Consider the following 21,728-nt stretch of genomic DNA (forward strand, 5'->3'; position numbering starts at 1 on the left):
CATCATGGGGCCCGGTGGGAACCGCGGCTGGCTGCTCCGCCTCGTCATCGCCTTCGGCTGCGCGCAGGGGGCGGTGTCGATGGCCCGGCCCGCCGTCTCCTACCGGGCCCTCGCGCTCGGCGCGGACGAACGGGCGGTCGGCGTCATCGCCGGTGTCTACGCGCTGCTGCCGCTGTTCGCCGCCGTACCGCTCGGCCGCCGTACCGACCACGGCCGCTGCGCGCCCCTGCTGCCGGCCGGTGTCGTCCTCATCGCGGCCGGCTGCGCGCTCAGCGGGCTCGCCGGCTCGCTGTGGGCGATGGCCCTGTGGAGCGGGGTGATGGGGCTCGGCCACCTGTGCTTCGTGATCGGCGCCCAGTCGCTGGTGGCCCGGCAGTCCGCGCCGCACGAACAGGACCGCAACTTCGGCCACTTCACCATCGGCGCCTCCCTCGGCCAGCTCGTCGGACCCGTCGCCGCGGGCGCCCTCGTCGGCGGCCCCGACCTGGCCCGCAGCAGCAGCCTCGCCCTCGTCGTGGCGGGCGCGGGCGCGGCGGTCGCGTTCACCTCGCTGTGGCGCATCGAGGACCGTACGGCCGGGGGCTCCCCCGCGCGCGGCGGCGGGCGGGTGCCGGTCGGCGGCATCCTGCGCGCCCGGGGCGTGCCCGCGGGCATGCTGATCAGCCTGTCGGTGCTGTCCGCGACCGACATCCTCACCGCCTACCTGCCGGTGGTCGGCGAACACCGGGGGATCGCGCCCTCGGTGATCGGCGTCCTGCTCAGTCTCCGGGCGGGTGCCACCATCGCCTGCCGGCTCGTCCTCACCCCCCTGCTGCGGCTGCTCGGCCGGCCCGCGCTGCTCACCGTGACCTGCCTGCTGGCGGCCCTGCTGTGCGCGGGGGCGGCGCTGCCGGTGCCGGTGTGGGCGCTCGGCGCGATGCTGACGGCGCTCGGCTTCTGCCTCGGTGTGGGCCAGCCGCTGTCGATGACGACGGTGGTGCAGGCCGCGCCGGCCGAGGCCCGCTCCACCGCGCTCGCGCTGCGGCTGACCGGCAACCGGCTGGGCCAGGTCGCCGCCCCGGCCGCCGCCGGTCTGGTCGCCGGTGTGGCGGGCGTGGCTGCGCCGTTCGTGATGCTGGGGGCGCTGCTGCTGGTGTCGTCGGCCGTGGCGCTGCGCTCGCCGGGCCCGCCCGAGGGGTCGCCCGGCCGGGTGACCGGGAAGCGGCCGGAGCGCCCGGGATTGCGCCGCACGAGCGATCTCTGACGGCGCGTCGGGCGTCAGTGCCCTGGGCCGCGCGGCCCATGAAGGAGAGTCCAGGCGAACGAGCGATTTGTATGAAAATCGTCTGAACTCGGAGGAGCGCGCATGCCCACCATGACCCCACGTGCCGTCGGCCCCCGCGCGGGCGCCACAGTCGTCCTCACCGCACTCGCCGCGGCGGGCGCGTCATGGGTGGCGGCGCCGAGCGCGGTGGCCCAGGGGGAGAACGGCGACATCAGGATCCACGACGAGCGCCACCTCCACGGAACGCCGCTCGTGGGGTCGGCCAAGGACGATCCCGTGGTCTGCCGGTTCTATCTGGAGGCCGTCAACTTCGACACGCTCACCAGCATCGCCTACACCATCACCCCGCAGCCCCCGCTCCCCACCGCCGCCACCGTCGCCGGCACCATCCAGCTCGCCGGGGGCGCCGGGCACACCGACCCGCTCGGCCTCGCGGACGGCCAGTACAAGATCAGCTGGATCGTGGGCACCCCCGCCGCCCTGAAGGAGAAGGTGTTCCGCGTCAACTGCAAGGACGGGCGCAACGAGGGGGAGCACGGGCCGGGCGGGCAGATCTCCGACGGCCGGCACGACTCCGGCGGCCAGCACGACAACGACGCGTCCTGGGGCAGGGGCGACGAGAACGGCCCCAGGGGCGGGGTGCACGCGGGCGGGGGCGGTCTCATCGACACGGCTGCCGCCTACTCCCCGGTGGCCGCCGCGGGCGCCGTGGGTCTGATCGCCGTCTGTGGTGTCGTGTACGTCCGGCTGGTCCGCCGGCGGCCCCATGGCGCCGCGTAGGTACCGGCGCAGGCCCTGGTACCGCACCCGCGCCTACCGCCTCGCCAGGACGGCCCTGCTGGTGTCCGTCCTGGTGACGGTGGGGTCGCGCTGCGGACCGGGCGGCGGAGCGGCAGGGCCGGGTCCGCACGCCGTCGCGGCCGGCACGGACTCCGCCCGCGCCGATCCGGCCGCCCCTCCGGCGCCGCCGCCCCGCCCCCTGCCCCGGTCCCGGCCGACCTCCTTCCGCGTCCCCTCCCTGGGCATCGACGCCCCGGTCACCCCGCTGCGCCTCGAACGGAACCGGGAGCTGGAGACTCCTCCCGTCGACAGACCGCAGCTGGTCGGCTGGTACCAGGGCGGCCCCACGCCCGGCGAGGCCGGCACCGCCGTCGCCGTCGGCCACCGCGACACGCGCACCGGGGCCGCCGTCTTCGCCGGCCTCGCCCAGGTCAGGCCCGGCAAGACCGTGGAGGTCCGGCGGGCGGACGGCCGCGTCGCCGTCTACTCCGTCGACCGGGTGAAGGTCTACGACAAGGCCGGCTTCCCCGACGAGGAGGTCTACGGCCCGACCGGGCGCCCTGAACTGCGGGTCCTCACCTGCGGCGGCCTGTTCAGCCGGCGGACCGGCTACACCAGCAACGTGGTGGTCTTCGCCCATCTGACGGCGACCAGGTGACCGGTTCACCGGCCGGTGCGGGCGCCGTTCCCGCACCGGCCGGCCCCCTCCGTGACGCTGTCCCCGGACGTCCGCCGGCCGGGAATGTCTGGCGCAAGAAAACTATCATCGCTAGTTTGTGTGCCGGACGACGCGGACCCGCGGGAGGACACAGCAATGAAGGCACACGACGGCCTGTACATCGACGGCGCCTGGCGCCCCGCCGAGAGCACGGACGAGATCGAGGTCGTCAACCCGGCCGACGAGCAGGTCATCGCCCGGGTCCCGGCCGCGTCGGCCCTGGACGTCGACACCGCCGTACGCGCCGCGCGGGCCGCGCTGCCCGGCTGGGCCGCCACGCCCCCGGCCGGACGCGCCGCGCGCCTGGCCGCCCTCCGGGACGCCCTGGTGGCCCGCAAGGACGAGATCGCCGAGACGGTCACCGCGGAACTCGGCTCGCCGCCGGCGTTCTCCCAGGCCGTGCACGCGGCCGTGCCGATCGCGGTCGCGGGCTCCTACGCCGAGCTGGCCGCCGCCCACTCCTTCGAGGAGAAGGTCGGCAACTCCACGGTGCTGCACGAGCCGATCGGCGTGGTCGGCGCCATCACCCCCTGGAACTACCCCCTGCACCAGATCGTCGCCAAGGTCGCCCCGGCCCTCGCCGCCGGCTGCGCGATCGTCGTCAAGCCGGCCGAGGACACCCCGCTCACCGCCCAGCTGTTCGCCGAGGCGGTGCACGAGGCCGGCGTGCCGGCCGGTGTGTTCAACCTGGTCACCGGTCTCGGCCCGGTCGCCGGACAGGCCCTCGTCGAGCACCCGGGCGTGGACCTGGTCTCCTTCACCGGCTCCACGGCGGTCGGCCGGCGGATCGGCGCGGTGGCCGGCGCGGCCGTGAAGAAGGTCGCCCTGGAACTCGGCGGCAAGTCCGCCAACGTCATCCTGCCGAGCGCCGACCTCGCCAGGGCGGTGAACGTCGGTGTCGCCAACGTGATGTCCAACTCCGGGCAGACGTGCAGCGCCTGGACCCGCATGCTCGTCCACCGCGACCGCTACGCCGAGGCCGTCGAACTCGCCGCCACCGCCGCCGCCAAGTACGGCGACCGCATCGGACCGCTGGTCAGCGCCAGGCAGCAGGAGCGGGTGCGCGGTTACATCGAGAAGGGCGTCGCCGAGGGCGCCCGCCTCGTCGCGGGCGGCCCCGAATCCCCGCGCGAGCGCGGCTGGTTCGTCAGCCCGACGGTCTTCGCCGACGTCACCCCCGACATGACCATCGCCCAGGAGGAGATCTTCGGCCCGGTCCTGTCGATCCTGCGGTACGACGACGAGGACGACGCCCTGCGCATCGCCAACGGCACGGTGTACGGCCTCGCGGGCGCCGTCTGGGCCGCCGAGGAGGCCGAGGCGGTGGCCTTCGCGCGCCGCATGGACACCGGCCAGGTCGACATCAACGGCGGCCGGTTCAACCCGCTGGCGCCCTTCGGCGGTTACAAGCAGTCCGGCGTCGGCCGGGAACTCGGCGCGCACGGGCTCGCCGAGTACCTCCAGACCAAGTCCCTCCAGTTCTGAGGAGTCGCGTCACCCATGGCCGTACGAGCCGCCGTCCTGCCCGCCATCGGCGCCCCGCTGGAGATCAAGGGGATCGAGCTGCCCGACCCGGGCCCCGGACAGGTCCGGGTCCGCCTCGCCGCCGCCGGCGTCTGCCACTCCGACCTCTCCCTGTCCGACGGCACCATGCGGGTGCCGGTCCCGGCCGTCCTCGGCCACGAGGGCGCGGGCACGGTCGTCGCCGTCGGGGAGGGCGTCACCCATGTCTCGCCCGGGTCTCCCGTCGTCCTCAACTGGGCGCCGTCCTGCGGCGGTTGCCACGCCTGCGCGCTGGGCGAGGTCTGGCTGTGCGCCAACGCGCTGAACGGCGCGGCCGACGTCCACGCCCGCACGACCGACGGCACCGACCTGCACCCCGGGCTGAACGTGGCCGCGTTCGCCGAGGAGACGGTGGTCGCCGCGTCCTGTGTGCTGCCGCTGCCGGACGGGGTGCCGCTGGTGGACGCCGCCCTGCTGGGCTGCGCCGTCCTCACCGGCTACGGCGCGGTGCACCACTCGGCGCGGGTCCGGCCCGGCGAGACGGTGGCCGTGTTCGGTGCCGGCGGAGTCGGTCTCGCCACGCTGCAGTCGGCCCGCATCGCGGGGGCGTCCCGGATCATCGCCGTCGACGTCTCCCCCGGCAAGGAGGAACTGGCCCGTGCCGCCGGCGCCACGGACTTCGTCCTCGCCTCCGACGGCACTGCCCGCGAGATCCGCGGCCTGACCGGCAAGCAGGGCGTCGACGTCGCCGTGGAGTGCGTGGGCCGCGCGGTCTCCATCCGCGCGGCCTGGGAGTCCACGCGCCGGGGCGGCCGTACGACGGTCGTCGGCATCGGCGGCAAGGACCAGCAGGTCACCTTCAACGCCCTGGAGCTCTTCCACTGGGGCCGCACCCTGTCCGGCTGCGTCTACGGCAACAGCGACCCGTCCCGTGACGTGCCGCTCCTCGCCGAGCACGTGCGCGAGGGCCGCCTGGACCTCTCCCTGCTGGTCACGGACCGGATCACCCTGGAGGAGATCCCGACGGCCTTCGGGAACATGCTGGCGGGCAAGGGGGGACGGGCGGTGGTCGTCTTCTGAGGGTGAGCGCCCCGAGGGGCGCGGGGGACCGCGCGGCCGGCCATGACGCACCGGCGCCCGGCCCGGTGCCGGAACCCCGGCCCCTCACCCGGTCTCCAGCCAAGGCCGCCCGGAGATGCCGAGCAGGTCGGAGAACACCCGCTCCCCGGACGGAGTCACCGCGACCGCCCGGCCCGTTCCGACCCGCACGCACCACCCCGCCTCCAGCGCCCGCCGGCACAAGGCCGCCCCCGCCGCACCGGCGAGATGCGGTCGCCGTTCCGTCCAGTCGAGGCACGCGCGGGCCAGGGGCCGCCGGCCACCGGGGTCCAGGGGCACACCCGCCGTGCCGAACCACTTAACCCCCGCGTCCGTCAGCGCGAACCCGGTGTCCTGCCGCAGCAGCCCCCGCCGGGTCAGCGCGTCGGTGAGCACGGTCCCGAGCCGCCCGGCGAGATGGTCGTAACAGGTCCGCCCCCGGGCCAGGGCGGCGCCGGCGCTCGCCTCGCGCAGGCTGCGCGCAGGGCGCCGTACCGCCGCCGCGGGCACCTGCGCGGCGAGGTCCTCGACCACCTGCGCCACCCGGGCGTCGGCCAGCCGCACATACCGGTGCCGCCCCTGCCGTTCCTCCGCGAGCAGTCCGCCGGCCACCAGCTTGCCGAGGTGCTCGCTCAGCGTGGAGGCCGCGACCCCGGCGTGCCGGGCCAGCTCACCGGCCGTCCACGCCCGCCCGTCCAGCAGTGCCAGCAGGCACGCGGCCCGGGTCCGGTCGGCGATCAGCCCGGCCAGCGCCGCCAGCCCGGCCGCCTGGGGATTCTCGGTGCTCATGCCCCCAGCATGCGGCAGGGACGCTTCGGCCGCCGCCGAAACGTCCCTGCCGCCGCGTCCTCACACCCGCACCTGCCGGTACTGCTGCGCCAGCCCGTCCAGCAGCGCGGCGAGCCCCGTCTCGAAGGCCCGTTCGTCGATCTTCTCCTGCTGTTCGGCGAGCAGATGGGCCTGGCCGAGGTGGGGGTAGTCGGCGGGGTCGTACGCGCTCGCGTCGTCCACGAAGCCGCCGGCGAAGGAGCCGAGCGCCGACCCCATGATGAAGTACCGCATCAGCGCCCCGATGGAGGTCGCCTGCGCGGGCGGCCAGCCCGCGTCGACCATCGCGCCGTAGACCGCGTCCGCCAGCCGCAGCGCGGCCGGGCGGCGGCCGGGGCCCCGGGCGAGGACGGGGACGATGTTCGGGTGGTCGCGCAGGGCGGCCCGGTAGGAGACGGCCCAGTCGTGCAGCGCGGTCCGCCAGTCCCGGCCGTCCTCGAACATCGACAGGTCGACCAGGGCGCTCACCGAGTCCGCGACCGCCTCCAGGATCTCGTCCTTGGTGCGGAAGTGGTTGTAGAGCGAGGGCCCGCTCACGCCCAGCTCGGCGGCGAGCCGGCGCGTGGAGACGGCCGCCAGACCCTCCCGGTCCACGAGGCCCCGGGCCGTCTCGACGATCCGGTCGGTGCTGAGGAGGGGCTTGCGCGGTCGGGCCATGGCGCACATAGTAGGGCTGCGAGCAGAAACTAGCAGTGCTAATTTAAATGTACGGCTTTCAAGATCCATCGGTGACAGAGGTGATCTCGTGGTGAACCTGGGGCTCGGCGAGGAGCAGACGGCCGTACGGCGGCTCGCCCGGGAGTTCGTGGAGCGCGAGATCGCCCCGCACGTGATCGCCTGGGACCGCGCCGAGGAGGTCGACCGGGGCATCGTGAAGAAGCTCGGCGAGGTCGGCTTCCTCGGTCTGACCGTGCCCGAGGAGTACGGCGGCTCCGGCGGCGACCACCTCTCCTACTGCCTGGTCACCGAGGAACTGGGGCGCGGCGACTCCTCGGTCCGCGGGATCGTCTCCGTCTCCCTGGGCCTCGTCGCCAAGACGATCGCCGCCTGGGGGAGCGAGGAGCAGAAGAGCCGCTGGCTGCCGGGGCTCGCCGCGGGCGAGTACGTCGGCTGCTTCGGCCTCACCGAGCCAGGCACCGGCTCCGACGCGGGCAACCTCACCACCCGGGCGGTGCGCGACGGCGACGACTACGTCGTGAACGGCACCAAGATGTTCATCACCAACGGCACCTGGGCCGACGTCGTCCTGCTCTTCGCCCGCTCCACCGACGCCCCCGGCCACAAGGGCGTGTCCGCCTTCCTCGTGCCCACCGACACCCCCGGCCTGACCCGCCGCACCGTCCACGGCAAGCTCGGTCTGCGCGGCCAGGCCACCGCCGAACTCGTCCTGGAGGACGTGCGGGTGCCCGCCTCCGCGATGCTCGGCGCGGAGGGCAAGGGCTTCTCCGTCGCCATGTCCGCCCTCGCCAAGGGGCGGATGTCGGTGGCCGCCGGCTGTGTCGGGATAGCCCAGGCCGCGCTCGACGCGGCCGTGCGGTACGCCGGTGAGCGGGAGCAGTTCGGCAAGCCGATCGCCCGTCACCAGCTGGTGCAGGAACTGATCAGCGACATCGCCGTCGACGTGGACGCGGCCCGGCTGCTGACCTGGCGGGTCGCCGACCTCGTCGACCGCGGCGAGCCGTTCGCCGTGGAGTCCTCCAAGGCCAAGCTGTTCGCCTCCGAGGCCGCGGTGCGCGCCGCGAACAACGCCCTGCAGGTCTTCGGCGGCTACGGCTACATCGACGAGTACCCCGTCGGCAAACTCCTGCGCGACGCCCGCGTGATGACCCTCTACGAGGGCACCAGCCAGATCCAGAAGCTGCTCATCGGCCGCTCCCTGACCGGGGTCTCGGCCTTCTGAGTACGTGCCGCACCCGGTTCTGAGTATCCCGGCGGATGTGGCGCGGGCCACGTCCGCCGATGCTGGGCGCCATGAGTGACACACCGGTCAAACAGCAGAGCACGGCCGCGTTCTACGGCCAGGCCGTCGCCTCGTTCGCGGTCGCCATGGCCGCCACCGCCATCGGCATCGCCCGGCTCGACGCCAGCGCCTGGGTCCGCGGCTTCCTGGCGATCGCCGTCCTGTACCTCGTCACCTCCGCCTTCACCCTCGCCAAGGTGATCCGGGACCGGCAGGAGGCCGGGCAGATCGTCAGCCGTGTCGACCAGGCCCGGCTGGAGAAGCTGCTCGCCGAGCACGACCCCTTCGAGAAGCTCTGAGCGGCCCTAAGCGCCCGCTCACCGTCGGCGGTATGGTGGTGCTCCTGTCACCGAGAGGGGCGAGCGAGCGATGAGTACGGCGCAGGAGACGACCGGCGGCGACGTGGAGCCGTGGGAAGAGGTCACCCCTGACGCGGCCCGGCGGCTGCTCGTGGCGGCCGTGGAGGCCTTCGCCGAGCGTGGCTACCACGCGACGACGACCCGTGACATCGCGGGCCGCGCCGGCATGAGCCCGGCCGCGCTCTACATCCACTACAAGACCAAGGAAGAGCTGCTCCACCGGATCAGCCGCATCGGCCACGACAAGGCCCTCGACATCCTGCGCACGGCGGCACGGCGGGAGGGCACCGCGGCCGAGCGGCTGGCCGACGCGGTCGGCTCCTTCGTCCGCTGGCACGCGGGCCGGCGCACCACCGCGCGGGTCGTGCAGTACGAACTCGACGCCCTCGGCCCCGAGGCCCGCGCGGAGATCGTCGCGCTGCGCCGCCAGGTGGACGCGGAGGTGCGCGGGATCATCGAGGACGGCGTGGCCTCGGGCGAGTTCGACGTGCCGGACGTCCAGGGCACCACGCTCGCCGTGCTGTCGCTGTGCATCGACGTCGCCCGCTGGTTCAACGTGAACGGCCCGCGCACCCCCGAGGAGGTCGGCGCGCTCTACGCCGACCTCGTGCTGCGCATGGTCGGGGCCGGGTAGCCGCCGGGGTCTACAGGTAGTAGCGCGACACCGACTCCGCGACGCACACCGGCTTGTCGCCGCCCTCGCGCTCCACGGTGAAGGCGACCGTCACCTGCACTCCGCCGGTGACGTCCTCGACCCCGGTGATCCTGCCGGTGGCGCGCAGCCGGGAGCCAACGGGGACCGGGGCGGGGAAACGGACCTTGTTCGTCCCGTAGTTGACGCCCATCTTCACGCCCTCGACCCGGATGAGCCGCGGACCGAACAGCGGCAGCAGGGACAGGGTGAGGTAGCCGTGGGCGATGGTCGTCCCGAACGGCCCGGCGGCGGCCTTCTCCGGGTCCACGTGGATCCACTGGTGGTCCCCGGTCGCCTCGGCGAACAGGTCGATCCGCTTCTGGTCGATCTCCACCCAGTCGGTGGGGCCCAGCTCCTCGCCCACGGCTGCCCTCAGCTCGTCGGGGGAGGTGAAGGTCCTCGGTTCTGCCATGTTCCCGGCCTCTCGCTCGCGTCTCTAAGCAACTGCTTAGCATGGTCGGGTGAGAGGGCGATGTCAACGGAGCGTGGACCGGCCGGGTGGGTAGTCTCTGGGGAGTGCCCCAGATTCCCGAGAAGATCCACGAGCTGACCGTCGGCCAGTTGTCCGCCCGCAGCGGAGCCGCGGTGTCCGCCCTGCACTTCTACGAGTCCAAGGGACTGATCACCAGCCGGCGGACCCCCGGCAACCAGCGCCGCTACAGCCGGGACACACTGCGCCGGGTCGCCTTCGTCCGCGCGGCCCAGCGGGTGGGCATCCCGCTCGCGACGATCCGGGAGGCCCTGGCCGAACTGCCGGAGGAGCGGACGCCGACCAGGGAGGACTGGGCACGCCTGTCCGAGAAGTGGCGCTCGGAACTGGACGAGCGCATCCAGCAGCTGAACCGACTGCGCGACCACCTCACCGACTGCATCGGATGCGGCTGCCTGTCGATGGAGACGTGCGTGCTGTCCAACCCGGACGATGTGTTCGGCGCACGGCTGACCGGATCACGGCTGATGGCGGAGCGGCGCTGAGGAGGAGCGGGCCGGCCGGTGCCCTGCGTGCCCGGCGGCGCGTGCGTCAGACCGTGCCGGCCGCCGCGGCCAGGACACGGGCCAGCTCGGCGGGCCGGGAGACCATCGGCCAGTGGCCCGCGTCGACGTCGGCGAAGCGGACGTGCCCGGACCGGGCCAGCTCCGGTACGTCACCGCCGTCGATCCACGTGCGCGCCTGCGCCGGCGTGAACTCCGGGCACACGACCACGACCGGGACGTCGAAGCGCCGTTCGTCCGTCAGCCGCACCACGCCCCTGGCCACGGCGGCGGGCACGGGGATCGCGGCGGCCGCCAGCCGGCGCCTGGCCTCGTCGTCGAGGTCGGCGGTCTCCGGCCCTTCGAAGGGGTCCCAGCCCGGGAAGGGCATGACACCGTCCCGCACCTCGAAGAAGTCGGCGTACGTGTGCCCGTCGGAGAACGGGAAGCCTCCGACGAAGGCGACCGCGGCCAGCCGCTCCGGCCGCCGGTCGGCGGCCAGCCAGGCCAGGGTGCAGGCGGCGGAGTGACCCACCACCATGGGCTTGCCCGGCGCCGCGTCCACCGCGGCCAGCACCGCCGCCACCTGGTCCTCCAGGGTGGCCGACGCGGACCCGTCGCCCTGGCCCGGCAGGGTGAGCGGCACCGGGCGGTGGCCGAGCGACTCCAGCGCGGAGGCCACGCGGTCCCACACCGATCCGTCCAGCCACAGTCCGCCGATGAGCAGGATGTCCATGGTCGGTTCCCCTTCTTCCAGGTCGCGTGCGTTCTTCCCGGCCGTGGTGGCCACCGTAGGAGCGGTTCCGGACGATCCACTGCCGGTTCGTCCCGAGAGCACCGTCGGACCGGTGAGCGGACTAGCCTGCACGGGTGCCGAACGATCTCAGCCCCACCGCGCGAGCACTGCGCGCCCTGGAGGTCCTCCAGGCCCGCCCTGGTACGACGGCCGGCGAACTCGCCGCGCGGCTGGGCGTCACGGAACGGGCCGCGCGCCGGTACGTCGGCATCCTCCGCGAGGCCGGCATCCCCGTGGAGTCGGCCCGGGGGCCGTACGGCGGGTACCGGCTGGGGCGCGGGACACGGCTGCCGCCCGTGCACTTCACGCAGTCCGAGGCCCTCGGACTGGTGATGGCGGTCCTCGCCGGCCGGCCCGCAGCGGCCGACGCCGACGACCTGGTCGGCACCGCCCTGGGCAAGGTCGTCAAGGCGCTGCCGGAGAGCGTCGGCCGGCAGGCGGCCCTGCTGCGGGAGTACGCGGCCGCCGCGCCGGACCCGTACGCGGTCCGCCCGGACCCGGCCGTCACCAGCGAACTCGTCGCCGCCGTCGCGGCCCGGCGCCGGGTGTCGGTCACCTACCGCGCCGAGGCCGGTGACGAGTGGGAGGCGGAGGTGGATCCCTGGTCCGTCGTCGTCCGGCACGGACGCTGGTACCTGCTGTGCCACTCGCACCGCGCGGGGGCGATCCGCACCTACCGGGTCGACCGGGTCCGCGCGGTCCGGCCGACCACGCACGGCTTCGCACCGCCCGACGACCTCGACCCGGTGGCGGTGCTGGAGGAGAACCTGGGCCTGGGATGGGTGTTCCCCACCCGCGTGGTGTTCGCCGCGCCCCTCGCCGAGGTGGCCCCCTGGATCCAGCCGCCCATGGGACGGCTCGAACCCTCGGAGGACGGCTGCGTGCTGGCCGGCAGCACGCGCAACCCGGCCGCGTACGCACGGGAGTGGCTGGCGCGGGTGCCGTTCGCCTTCCGTGTCGAGGGCGGTGAGGAACTGCGCGCCGCGGTCGCACAGCTGGCGGCGCAGTTCACCGCGGCCGCCCCGGAGCAGCCCTGACCGGGCCGGGGCGATGCCCCGCGCCGGGCACGCCGGGGCTCAAGCCGGGGCCGAACTCGCTTGTGTGCCACCGTCGTTGCCGTCGCCCGCACGGGCATCGGCACCGTCCTCGGCGGTTCCGTACCGGGCCCGTGCCTCCGTCACCAAGCGGGCGTTGGACCCGGCCCGTCGGCCGTCCGGGAGGAACAGGGTGTCCTCCAGGCCGATCCGTGTGGCGAGGCCCAGCCGGCCCGCGAGCCGCAGCACCGGCCAGGTCCCGCCCTCCTCGCCGTGCAGCAGTACCGGCCGGCCGTGCGCCGCGCCCAGCTCGGCCAGCAGCGCACGCGCCGACGCCTCGGCCGTCGCCGGGTCCGGGTCGGTCACCTCGGCCAGCACCCGCAGCACGGCGGGCCTGAGCGGCGAGTCGGCGAACCGGCGCGCGCCCTCGGTGCCGGACCAGATGCCCGCCTCCACGGCCACGCCCCTCGACAGGAGCTGCCCGGCGACCTCCTCGGCGCCCGGCTCGTGCCAGTTGACCGACGCGAAGTCGGGCAGCACCGACCAGGACCGCACCCGGGCGAGGCGCGCGGACGGATCCGGTTCGGCCCAGGCACCGGTGGTCACCCCGACCGGCACCCGCACCCGTGCCCGGATCGCCTCCAGGGCCGGGGCCAGGACGCGCGGGGAGAGACTGTCGTGGCCGCACGGCGTCTTCGGGTGGACGTGGACCGAGGTGGCGCCGGCCGCCACCGCCTCGGCGGCGGAACGCGCCAGATCCTGTGGGGACATCGGCACGGCGACACCGTCGGCGGCCGTACGACGCCCGTTGAGACACACCTGCACCATGACTCGATGGTGCCGCACACCGCGGCAGAGGGCGCGGCATCCCCTGCGCGCCCCCCGTCAGCACGCCCCTGGGAACGGCACCGGCTCAGGCCGACATCAGCACGCGTCCCCGGCGGGCGTGCTCAAGAGCCCGCGGGCTGAGGACCGGACGCGGCACCAGGATGCCGCAGTCCGCGCACACCGGGCCGGACGACGGCTCGTGGTCCAGGCCGTACTTCCACACCAGGCGCTCGCCGCCGCACACCGGGCACGACGAGCCCGGGTCCCGCTCCAGCGCGGCGATCAGCCGGCGCAGCACCACCGCCAGCGGCTCACCGGGGTGCACCCGCGGGTCGTCGCACCAGGCGACCCCGAAGCCGCCCCACGTCAGCCGGTGCCAGTCGTCCACGCTGCCCGGCCGGCGCAGCCCGTCGTGCTTCTCCTTCCTGCGTCGTTCGGTGAAGTCGGTCTCGTAGGCCAGCCAGACGTCCCGGGCCTCCTCCAGCTCCTCCAGTGCGGCCACGAGCCGCGCCGGATCGGGGGAGCGGTCCTCGGGGCCGAACCCCGCCCGGGAGCACAGATGGTCCCAGGTCGCCCGATGCCCGTAAGGGGCGAACTTCTCCAGGCACTTGCGCAGCGAGTACCGCCGCAGCGCCAGATCACAGCCCGGATCGCGTACCTGTCTCGCCAGACTCCGGAAACCTGCCATCGCCCTGCACCTCCGTCACACCTGCACCTGTACTCCGGTCACTTCGGCGTCGTCGCACGGACGTCGTCGAATAGACGTATCGACAGGCGATTCGGCTCCATCTCTTCTCGGGATCTGTCTCCAGACTCCAGAAAGTGACGCATGTTCATCTTTAAAGCTGGGGATACCGGCGGTAACGTTCGGTCACCTCTGTCGCTAGGAGCTGCCATGCCACGGCGAACCCCACGTACCGCCCTTGACAGACTGAGAACGTCCCGCCGTCTTCCCGGGTTCCTGAAGACCGCGTCCGTATGCGTCCTCGTCGCCGGTCTTCTCTCCCCCCTCACCCGGACGGCGGTGGCGGCGACCGACGCCACGGCCGCGAACGACTACTGCGGCGGCCGGTGTTCGGACATCCTGCCGCCCGGCGAGAACGGCAACGCGACGCTCGCCCAGATCCTGCTCAACCAGGCCTTCGGCACCCAGCCCGCGCACGCCGAGGACCAGCTCGGCCCGTACGCGAACCTGGCCACCGGTTACAAGGGCCTGACCGACACCACGGTCAACACCTTCTTCAACGACGCCTCGTTCGGCGTCCCCGCCGACCAGGTCGCCTCCACCGAGAAGCCGGCCGGCCGCGGCGACGTGACCATCGTCCGGGACAAGAAGACCGGTGTGCCGCACATCACGGGCACCACCCGCTACGGCACCGAGTTCGGCGCCGGGTACGCCGCGGCCCAGGACCGGCTGTGGCTCATGGACGTCTTCCGGCACGTGGGCCGCGGCCAGCTGACCTCCTTCGCCGGCGGCGCACCCGCCAACCAGGGCCTCGAGCAGCAGTTCTACCGCAACGCGCCCTACACCGAGGCCGACCTCCAGGCGCAGATCGACAACGCGGTGGCGAAGAACGGCGCCCGCGGCCAGCAGGCCCTCGCCGACGTCAAGGCCTACCTCGACGGCATCAACGCCTACATCGACGCCTCCGACAGCGGCCGTTACTTCCCCGGCGAGTACGTCCTGACCGGTCACAAGGACTCGATCACCAACGCCGGCACCATAGATCACTTCAAGGTCACCGACCTCGTGGCGCTCGCCTCCGTCATCGGCTCGCTGTTCGGCTCCGGCGGCGGCGGCGAGGTCGACAACGCGCTCTCCCTGCTCGCCGCCCAGGCCCAGTACGGCGTCGAGGAGGGCACCAGGGTCTGGGAGTCCTTCCGCGAACGCAACGACCCCGAGGCCGTCCTCACCGTCCACGACGGCCAGAGCTTCCCCTACGGCGCCAAGCCCGCCGACGCCCAGGGCGAGGCCCTGCCGGACGCCGGCTCGGTGACCCAGGAACCGCTGGTCTACGACCGTACCGGCAGCGCCGCCACCGCCGCCGCCACCGGCACCTCGGCCTCCGCCGCGAAGACCGTCCTCGGCTCCGCCCGGCGCGGCATGTCCAACGCCCTCGTGGTCAGCGGCAAGTACACCGCCAGCGGCCACCCCGTCGCCGTCTTCGGACCGCAGACCGGCTACTTCGCCCCGCAGCTGCTCATGCTCCAGGAGATCCAGGGCCCGGGCATCAGCGCCCGCGGAGCCTCCTTCGCGGGCCTGAGCATGTACGTCGAACTCGGCCGCGGCCAGGACTACTCCTGGAGCGCCACCACCTCCGGCCAGGACATCATCGACACCTACGCGGTCGAGCTGTGCCAGGACGACTACCACTACCTGTACCACGGCACCTGCACGGCCATGGAGAAGATCGAGCAGAAGAACGCCTGGAAGCCGACCACCGCCGACGGCACGGCCGCCGGGTCGTACACCATGCGCGCCTGGCGGACCAGGTACGGTCCCGTGGAGTACCGCGCCACCGTCGGCGGCAAGAAGGTCGCCTACACCACCCTGCGCTCCTCCTACCTGCACGAGGCCGACTCCATCATCGGCTTCCAGATGCTCAACGACCCCGACTACGTCAAGGGGCCGAAGGACTTCCAGAGCGCGGCGCAGCACATCAACTTCACCTTCAACTGGTTCTACGCCGACTCCCAGCACACCGCCTACTACAACAGCGGTGACAACCCCGTCCGGGCGAGCGGTGTCGACAGCGAGTTCCCGGTGTGGGCGCAGCCGGCGTACGAGTGGCGGAACTGGGACCCGGCCACCAACACCGCCGACTACACCCCGCCCTCCGCGCACCCCAACTCCGTCGACCAGGACTACTACGTCTCCTGGAACAACAAGCAGGCCGAGGAGTACGCGGCCGCGCCCTGGGGCGAGGGCTCCGTGCACCGCGGCAACCTGCTGGACGACCGGGTGAAGAAGCTGGTCGCGGCCGGCGGGGTCACCCGGACCAAGCTGGTGCAGGCCATGGCCGACGCGGGCCTCGCCGATCTGCGCGCCGAGGACGTGCTGCCCAAGCTGCTCAAGGTGGTCACCTCCTCGCCGGTGACCGACTCCACGGCCGCCGCGGCGGTGAGCAGGCTCCAGGCATGGGTGGCCGCCGGCGCCAAGCGCACCGAGACGTCGGCCGGTTCCAGGAAGTACGCCGACGCCGACGCGATCCGCATCCTGGACGCCTGGTGGCCGCTGCTGGTCAAGGCCGAGTTCGAACCCGGCCTCGGCAGCGACCTGTACACGGCGGTCACCCGCAGCCTGCCGGTCGACGAGGCGCCGTCCGCCGGCCACGGCCCGACCGGCTCGCACGCCGGCAGTTCCTTCCAGTACGGCTGGTGGTCCTACGTCGACAAGGACATCCGGGCGGTGCTCGGGGAGCCCGTGCGGGGCGGACTCGCCCGGAAGTACTGCGGCGGCGGCAGCCTCACCGCCTGCCGGGACACCCTGATCAGCACCCTGAAGCAGGCCGCCGGCCTGACCGCCGCCCAGGTCTACCCGGGCGACGACCAGTGCTCGGCGGGCGACCAGTGGTGCGCCGACTCGATCGTCCAGCGCACGCTGGGCGGCATCAAGCACGGCAGGATCAGCTGGCAGAACCGGCCGACCTTCCAGCAGGTCGTGGAGTACACCTCGCACCGCTGAGCCGCCACGGGCGGCGGGTCAGGCGATACGGCCCGCCGCCAGCACCACCCGCGCCAGTTCGGGGTGCACGATGTCGCTGTGCGCCCCGGACGGCGCGCCACCGCGCCGGACCACGGCCGCCGCGTCCACGTTCACGCACCCCGACGCGGGCAGCCGGCCGCCGAGGGCCGCCGCCAGGTCGAGCCGGACGGTGCCCGGCACCGCCTGCGTCCCGTCGTGGCCCATGGCACCCCACCGGGGCCCGAGCACCGCCGCGATCTCGCTGCCCGCGCACGTCCGGTCGTCCCCGGTCAGCCGGGAGGCCAGCGGATAGAACGTGCCGAGGGCCGCGTCGAAGCGCGAGTGGCAGCACACCAGCGGGCCGTCGACGCGGCGCTGGAGGTCCCTGAGCGCGCCCGACCGGTCCGGGGCGTGCGGCAGCCGGGCCGCGAACGCGTAGTGCGAGAAGGCACCCTGGAGCAGGGTCACCGACTTCACCGCGGTGACCGAGGCGGGCAGCCCGCGCAGCGCGAACGCCACCAGCCGGCCGCCGAAGCTGTGCCCGACCAGATGCACGCGCACCCCGGGCGCCGCCCCCGCCAACCGCCCCAGCAGCGGGCCGAGTCCCCGCTCGCCGACCGTCCCGGCCCGCCGTTTCATCTGGAGGTACGTCGCCTGCCGCAGCAGCTCCTTCGCGCCGTCCCAGGGGTTCGGGAGGGCGAACCGGGGCGCGTCGCCGGACGCGTCGAGCGCGGCCAGGGCCTCGGCGAACTGCCGGCACACGGTCACCGGGTCGTCGCCGAACACGGCCGGTTCGCCGTCCTCGTCCGTGTCGGCCGCCACCCCCTGCCCGTCGTCGTCCAGCAGCAGCCGCACCAGCCCGCCGAACTCGCTCAGCCCCTCGGCGCCGCCCGGCCGTTCGTCCAGCATCCGGGCCAGCCGGTCCAGCACGGTCGTCCGGCCCGGGAACGCCTGGAGCAGGGCGCGCCGGGTGTCCTTGTCCAGCGCCGGGCGCGGTGCCGCCACCGCCTCCACGGCCGCCACGGACCCCGGGAGGTCCGGGATCGGCTCGTCGCTGAACCGCATCGACGGCCAGATCACGCCCACGTACCCCAGCCGGGCCCCCGGGGCCAGCGCCGGGATCGGCGCGAGGAAACGGCGGTACAACGCCGTCGCGCCCGAGCGGTCGTTGTTCCAGCCGTGCGAGAAGACGACCAGGTCACGGACGCCGTGGTCCGTGACCTGCGTCAGCAGGCGGTCGCGTTCGGGACCGTCCACGTCCCCGTCCGCGTCGAAGGTCAGCTCCCAGTAGGGAGTCACACTCATCCCGGGCTCCGCCATGCCAGACCCCCAAGCTCACGGAGGAAGGAGCGCTACGTGTACAGGAGATACCCCTTGCGGACCCGCCGGAACGCGGCCAGCTCCTCCTGCCAGGCGCCCGTCACCTCGTCGGTGCCGGCGCCCGCGTCGATCATCGTGCGGACCTGGGCGGAACCGGTGAGCTTGTCGATCCAGTCGTCGGACCGCCAGGCGAAGCCGCTCCACGCCTTCCTGGCGGTGACCAGCAGCGCGATCCCGGTGCGTACGGGGTCGTAGGCGGCCCGGTCGGTCACGTGGACCTGCACCCCGCCGACGGTCCTGCCCTGGAACTTGGAGAACGTGGGCGCGAAGTACGCCTCCCGGAACCGCACACCCGGCAGGCCCTCCTCGTTCGCGGCGGCGGCCCAGCGGCCGTCGATGCCCTCGGCGCCGAGGAGTTCGAAGGGCCGGGTCGTGCCACGCCCCTCCGAGAGGTTGGTGCCCTCGAACAGGCAGGTCCCGGAGTACACCAACGCGGTGTCCGGCGTGGGCATGTTGGGGCTCGGCGGCACCCAGGGCAGACCGGAGGCGTCGTAGAAACCGGAGCGCTTCCAGCCCGACATGCGGACGGTCTCCAGCGGGACGGGCGTGGCCAGGAACTCGCCGTTGAACAGGCGGGCCAGCTCCGCCACGGTCATCCCGTGCGCCTGCGCGATCGGCTGCCGGCCGACGAAGGTGGCGAACTCCTTGTGCAGCACCGGGCCCAGCGCCTCGCGTCCGGTCACCGGGTTCGGGCGGTCCAGTACGACGAACCGCTTGCCGGCGAGCTGGGCCGCCTCCATGCAGTCGTAGAGCGTCCAGATGTACGTGTAGAAGCGGGCGCCGACGTCCTGGATGTCGAAGACGACGGTGTCGACGCCGGAGGCGGTGAAGACGTCGGCGAGCGGGCGGCCGCTCTTCAGGTACGTGTCGTACACCGGGAGGCCGGTCGCGGGGTCGTCGTAGCGGCCCTCGGAGCCGCCTGCCTGCGCGGTGCCCCGGAAGCCGTGCTCGGGGCCGAAGACCGCCGTCAGCCTGACGCGGGGGTCCCGGTGCATGACGTCGACGATGTGCTCGGTGTCCCTGGTGACGCCGGTGGGGTTGGTGACGATGCCGACGCGCCGGCCGTCCAGGACCGAGTAGCCGCCGGCCGCGAGTCTCTCGAAGCCGGTGCGCAGACGCTCGCGGTGTCCGGGCGTGGTGGCGGGCAGGGCCGCTGTCGTCGCCGAGGCGAGAAGGGTCCGTCGGGACAGGGGCATGGGGACCTCCGGTGAGTGGGCACGTGCGGGCCGTCCGGGTTGCTCGCGCACACGCGGCGGAGCCGCATGCCGGCAACGCCCCGCGCCCCTAGAGGTTGGTGCAGTCACCCTTTCTTTTACACATACCGACCGGTTAGTCTGACGACCGCTGAGCCGAGTCGCACCGTGTCGAAGGAGACCGATGGTGGAAGCCGTGCAGGATGCGGGAGTGGTCGTCACCGGAGCCGGCGGGGGGATCGGGGCGGCGCTGGCCCGGCGGTTCGCCGCCGAGGGGGCGCGGGTCGTGGTGAACGACCTGGACGCCGCGCGGGCCAAGGCGGTGGCCGAGGAGATCGGCGGGACCGCCGTGCCCGGTGACGCCTCCGCGATCGTCGCCGAGGCCCGCGACGCGCTCGGCGGCACGGTGGACGTCTACTGCGCCAACGCGGGCGTCGCCTTCGAGGACGGCGACCTCGCGGGCACCCTGGACGAGAAGACCTGGGCCACCTCGTGGGACGTGAACCTGATGGCGCACGTCCGGGCCGCGCACGCGCTGCTGCCCGACTGGCTGGAGCGGGGCGGCGGGCGGTTCGTCTCCACCGTCTCCGCCGCCGGGCTGCTCACCATGATCGGCGCGCCCTCCTACAGCGTCACCAAGCACGGCGCCTACGCCTTCGCCGAATGGCTGTCGCTGACGTACCGGCACCGGGGGATCAAGGTCCACGCCATCTGCCCGCAGGGCGTCCGCACCGACATGCTGGCCGCCACCGGCAGCGCGGGCGACCTGGTGCTCCAGCCGACCGCGATCGCGCCCGAGGCCGTCGCCGACGCCCTGTTCGAGGGCATCGCCGAGGACCGCTTCCTGATCCTGCCGCACCCCGAGGTCGCCGGCTTCTACCACGCGCGGGCCGGCGAGCCCGACCGCTGGCTCACGAACATGAACCACCTCCAGCAGAAGTGGGAGGCCGCCCGGTGACCGCCTCCCCGTACGCGGCCCGCCCCTGGCTGGCGCTGCTGACCGAGGCCCAGCGCGCCCCGGTCGACCCCGCCGACTCGCTCGTGCACGCCCTGCGCGATGCCGTCGCCCAGGCCCCCGACCGCACCTTCCTCGCCTACTTCGACGGCCGGATCAGTTACCGGGAGGCCGACGAGCTGAGCGACGCCGTCGCCGCCCACCTCGCCGCGCGCGGCCTGGAGCGCGGCGACCGGGTGGCCGTCCTGCTGCAGAACTCCCCGCACTTCGTGCTCGCCGTGCTCGGCGCCTGGAAGGCCGGCGCGACCGTCGTCCCGGTCAACCCCATGTACAAGTCCGGGGAGGTGGCGCACGTCCTGCGGGACGGCGAGGTGGCCGCGCTGATCTGCTCCGACCGGGCCTGGGAGGCGTATCTGAGGGATACGGCCGCCGGCTCGCCCGTGCGGATCGTGCTCACCGCCTGCGAACGGGACTTCCAGACCCGCGACGACCCGCGCGTGCTGGGCTTCGAACGGCTGCCCCAGGCTCCGGACGCCGACGACCTCGTGGCCGTGGCCCGGCAGGGCGGCCGGCCCCCCGGGGGCCGCTCGCCGCGCCCGGAGGACATCGCGCTGATCAGCTACACCTCGGGCACCAGCGGCACGCCCAAGGGCGCCACCAACACGCACGCGAACATCATGTACAACGCCGAGCGGCAGGCCGCCGGACTCGGCCTGCCCGAGGCGCCCGTGTACTACGCGCTCGCGCCGCTGTTCCACATCACCGGCATGGTCTGCCAGTTCGGCGCGTGCCTGGTCGGCGCCGGGACCCTCGTGCTCACCTACCGCTTCGAGTCGGGCGTCGTCCTGGACGCCTTCGCCGAGCACCGCCCGCACTACACCGTCGGCCCCTCCACCGCCTACATGGCGCTCGCCGCCCGCCCCGACGCCACCCGCGAGCACTTCGCCTCGTTCGTCAACCTGTCGTCGGGCGGCGCCCCCGTGCCGCCGGCCCTGGTGGAGGCGTTCCGGGAGCGCTTCGGGCCGTACATCCGCGTCGGCTACGGCCTCACCGAGTGCACCGCCCCCTGCGCCTCCGTCCCGCCGCACCTGGAGGCGCCCGTGGACCCGGTCTCCGGGACGCTCTCGGTGGGCCTGCCCGGCGCCGACACGGTCGTGCGCATCCTGGACGAGCAGGGCGCGGAGGTGCCCTTCGGCGAGCACGGCGAGATCGTCGTGCGCGGGCCGCAGGTGGTGCCCGGCTACTGGCGGCGGCCGGACGCCACCGCCGAGACCTTCCCGGACGGCGAGCTGCGCACCGGCGACATCGGGTTCATGGACGAGCAGGGCTGGCTGTACGTCGTGGACCGCAAGAAGGACATGATCAACGCGTCCGGCTTCAAGGTGTGGCCGCGCGAGGTCGAGGACGTCCTCTACACCCACCCGGCGGTGCGCGAGGCGGCCGTCGTCGGCGTCCCCGACGGGTACCGTGGCGAGACCGTCAAGGCCTATATCAGCCTCCGTCCGGGGGCCGAGACGGACCCGGGCGAACTCGCGGCGTACTGCAAGGAGAGACTGGCCGCCTACAAGTACCCGCGCCAGGTGGAGATCCTGCCCGACTTGCCCAAGACGGCGAGTGGGAAGATCCTCCGGCGGGAACTGCGTTCCCGCGACAGCGAGTGACCTCACGGAAAGGCAGGTGG

At 73.6% G+C, this 21,728-nt stretch carries 21 protein-coding genes; 13 read left to right on the forward strand and 8 right to left on the reverse strand.

Annotated elements, in window-relative coordinates; genetic code table 11:
* The first annotated feature begins 4 nt into the window (after positions 1-4).
* The 5 genes from AB0946_RS15845 (at position 5) to AB0946_RS15865 (ending at position 5,345) form a co-directional block, all read left to right on the forward strand.
* On the forward strand, positions 5-1,243 hold the full coding sequence (locus AB0946_RS15845) for an MFS transporter (RefSeq protein WP_366761183.1): 1,239 nt from the start codon (positions 5-7) through the stop codon (positions 1,241-1,243).
* Between the two features lie 102 nt (positions 1,244-1,345).
* Positions 1,346-2,044 (forward strand): hypothetical protein, encoded by a 699-nt coding sequence (locus AB0946_RS15850; protein WP_366761184.1) that lies wholly within the window; start codon positions 1,346-1,348, stop codon positions 2,042-2,044.
* Positions 2,031-2,702, forward strand: a complete 672-nt coding sequence (locus tag AB0946_RS15855; RefSeq protein WP_366761185.1) for a class F sortase — start codon at positions 2,031-2,033, stop codon at positions 2,700-2,702. Before AB0946_RS15850 ends, AB0946_RS15855 begins: the two co-directional genes overlap by 14 nt.
* 156 nt (positions 2,703-2,858) lie before the next feature.
* A complete protein-coding gene (locus AB0946_RS15860; RefSeq protein WP_366761186.1) occupies positions 2,859-4,247 on the forward strand; it encodes an aldehyde dehydrogenase family protein in 1,389 nt (462 codons plus the stop codon).
* Between the two features lie 15 nt (positions 4,248-4,262).
* Entirely contained in the window at positions 4,263-5,345 is a 1,083-nt protein-coding gene (locus AB0946_RS15865) for a Zn-dependent alcohol dehydrogenase (protein WP_366761187.1), read from the forward strand.
* An 84-nt stretch (positions 5,346-5,429) separates the two neighbouring features.
* Here AB0946_RS15865 and AB0946_RS15870 read toward each other — a convergent pair whose 3' ends face one another.
* Positions 5,430-6,152: a winged helix-turn-helix domain-containing protein gene (locus AB0946_RS15870; RefSeq protein ID WP_366761188.1), complete on the reverse strand. Its 723-nt coding sequence runs from the start codon at positions 6,150-6,152 to the stop codon at positions 5,430-5,432.
* Positions 6,153-6,212: 60 nt separating this feature from the next.
* Complete coding sequence (locus AB0946_RS15875) at positions 6,213-6,848, reverse strand: TetR/AcrR family transcriptional regulator (protein ID WP_366761189.1); 636 nt, start codon at positions 6,846-6,848, stop codon at positions 6,213-6,215.
* A 91-nt stretch (positions 6,849-6,939) separates the two neighbouring features.
* On the opposite strand from AB0946_RS15875, the gene AB0946_RS15880 reads away from it, so the two are divergent.
* The 3 genes from AB0946_RS15880 (at position 6,940) to AB0946_RS15890 (ending at position 9,144) form a co-directional block, all read left to right on the forward strand.
* Positions 6,940-8,091, forward strand: coding sequence for an acyl-CoA dehydrogenase family protein (locus tag AB0946_RS15880; protein ID WP_366761461.1), 1,152 nt, complete (start codon positions 6,940-6,942; stop codon positions 8,089-8,091).
* A gap of 71 nt (positions 8,092-8,162) precedes the next feature.
* Positions 8,163-8,450 (forward strand): YiaA/YiaB family inner membrane protein, encoded by a 288-nt coding sequence (locus tag AB0946_RS15885; RefSeq protein WP_041665905.1) that lies wholly within the window; start codon positions 8,163-8,165, stop codon positions 8,448-8,450.
* 70 nt (positions 8,451-8,520) lie between these two features.
* The gene (locus AB0946_RS15890; RefSeq protein ID WP_171157817.1) at positions 8,521-9,144 is read left to right on the forward strand and encodes a TetR/AcrR family transcriptional regulator; all 624 of its coding nucleotides are present in this window, start codon (positions 8,521-8,523) and stop codon (positions 9,142-9,144) included.
* A 10-nt stretch (positions 9,145-9,154) separates the two neighbouring features.
* On the opposite strand, the gene AB0946_RS15895 is transcribed toward AB0946_RS15890, so the two are convergent.
* Positions 9,155-9,616: a MaoC family dehydratase gene (locus AB0946_RS15895; protein WP_366761190.1), complete on the reverse strand. Its 462-nt coding sequence runs from the start codon at positions 9,614-9,616 to the stop codon at positions 9,155-9,157.
* Between the two features lie 104 nt (positions 9,617-9,720).
* On the opposite strand from AB0946_RS15895, the gene soxR reads away from it, so the two are divergent.
* Positions 9,721-10,179 carry a redox-sensitive transcriptional activator SoxR gene (soxR, locus tag AB0946_RS15900; RefSeq protein WP_132786405.1) on the forward strand — a complete coding sequence of 153 codons (459 nt, stop codon included), beginning with the start codon at positions 9,721-9,723 and terminating at the stop codon, positions 10,177-10,179.
* A 46-nt stretch (positions 10,180-10,225) separates the two neighbouring features.
* Here soxR and AB0946_RS15905 read toward each other — a convergent pair whose 3' ends face one another.
* Positions 10,226-10,912 carry an alpha/beta hydrolase gene (locus AB0946_RS15905; protein ID WP_366761192.1) on the reverse strand — a complete coding sequence of 229 codons (687 nt, stop codon included), beginning with the start codon at positions 10,910-10,912 and terminating at the stop codon, positions 10,226-10,228.
* Positions 10,913-11,046: 134 nt separating this feature from the next.
* Between AB0946_RS15905 and AB0946_RS15910 the strand changes: the two genes are divergently transcribed.
* Entirely contained in the window at positions 11,047-12,009 is a 963-nt protein-coding gene (locus AB0946_RS15910) for a WYL domain-containing protein (RefSeq protein ID WP_366761193.1), read from the forward strand.
* A 39-nt stretch (positions 12,010-12,048) separates the two neighbouring features.
* On the opposite strand, the gene AB0946_RS15915 is transcribed toward AB0946_RS15910, so the two are convergent.
* The gene (locus AB0946_RS15915; protein ID WP_366761194.1) at positions 12,049-12,834 is read right to left on the reverse strand and encodes a 3-keto-5-aminohexanoate cleavage protein; all 786 of its coding nucleotides are present in this window, start codon (positions 12,832-12,834) and stop codon (positions 12,049-12,051) included.
* An 85-nt stretch (positions 12,835-12,919) separates the two neighbouring features.
* Complete coding sequence (locus AB0946_RS15920; protein ID WP_366761195.1) at positions 12,920-13,522, reverse strand: hypothetical protein; 603 nt, start codon at positions 13,520-13,522, stop codon at positions 12,920-12,922.
* A 207-nt stretch (positions 13,523-13,729) separates the two neighbouring features.
* On the opposite strand from AB0946_RS15920, the gene AB0946_RS15925 reads away from it, so the two are divergent.
* The gene (locus tag AB0946_RS15925) at positions 13,730-16,519 is read left to right on the forward strand and encodes a penicillin acylase family protein (protein WP_366761196.1); all 2,790 of its coding nucleotides are present in this window, start codon (positions 13,730-13,732) and stop codon (positions 16,517-16,519) included.
* 18 nt (positions 16,520-16,537) lie between these two features.
* On the opposite strand, the gene AB0946_RS15930 is transcribed toward AB0946_RS15925, so the two are convergent.
* Positions 16,538-17,839 carry a serine-threonine protein kinase gene (locus AB0946_RS15930; protein WP_366761197.1) on the reverse strand — a complete coding sequence of 434 codons (1,302 nt, stop codon included), beginning with the start codon at positions 17,837-17,839 and terminating at the stop codon, positions 16,538-16,540.
* Between the two features lie 32 nt (positions 17,840-17,871).
* Positions 17,872-19,095, reverse strand: coding sequence for a DUF1343 domain-containing protein (locus tag AB0946_RS15935; RefSeq protein WP_366761198.1), 1,224 nt, complete (start codon positions 19,093-19,095; stop codon positions 17,872-17,874).
* Positions 19,096-19,276: 181 nt separating this feature from the next.
* Between AB0946_RS15935 and AB0946_RS15940 the strand changes: the two genes are divergently transcribed.
* Together AB0946_RS15940 and AB0946_RS15945 are read left to right on the forward strand one after the other, a co-directional pair.
* Entirely contained in the window at positions 19,277-20,050 is a 774-nt protein-coding gene (locus tag AB0946_RS15940; RefSeq protein WP_366761199.1) for an SDR family oxidoreductase, read from the forward strand.
* Positions 20,047-21,708, forward strand: a complete 1,662-nt coding sequence (locus AB0946_RS15945) for an AMP-binding protein (RefSeq protein ID WP_366761200.1) — start codon at positions 20,047-20,049, stop codon at positions 21,706-21,708. Before AB0946_RS15940 ends, AB0946_RS15945 begins: the two co-directional genes overlap by 4 nt.
* The last annotated feature ends 20 nt before the right edge of the window (positions 21,709-21,728 follow it).

The organism is Streptomyces sp. NPDC046870 (genome assembly GCF_040704595.1).
GTDB classification, from domain to species: domain Bacteria; phylum Actinomycetota; class Actinomycetes; order Streptomycetales; family Streptomycetaceae; genus Streptomyces; species Streptomyces argyrophylli.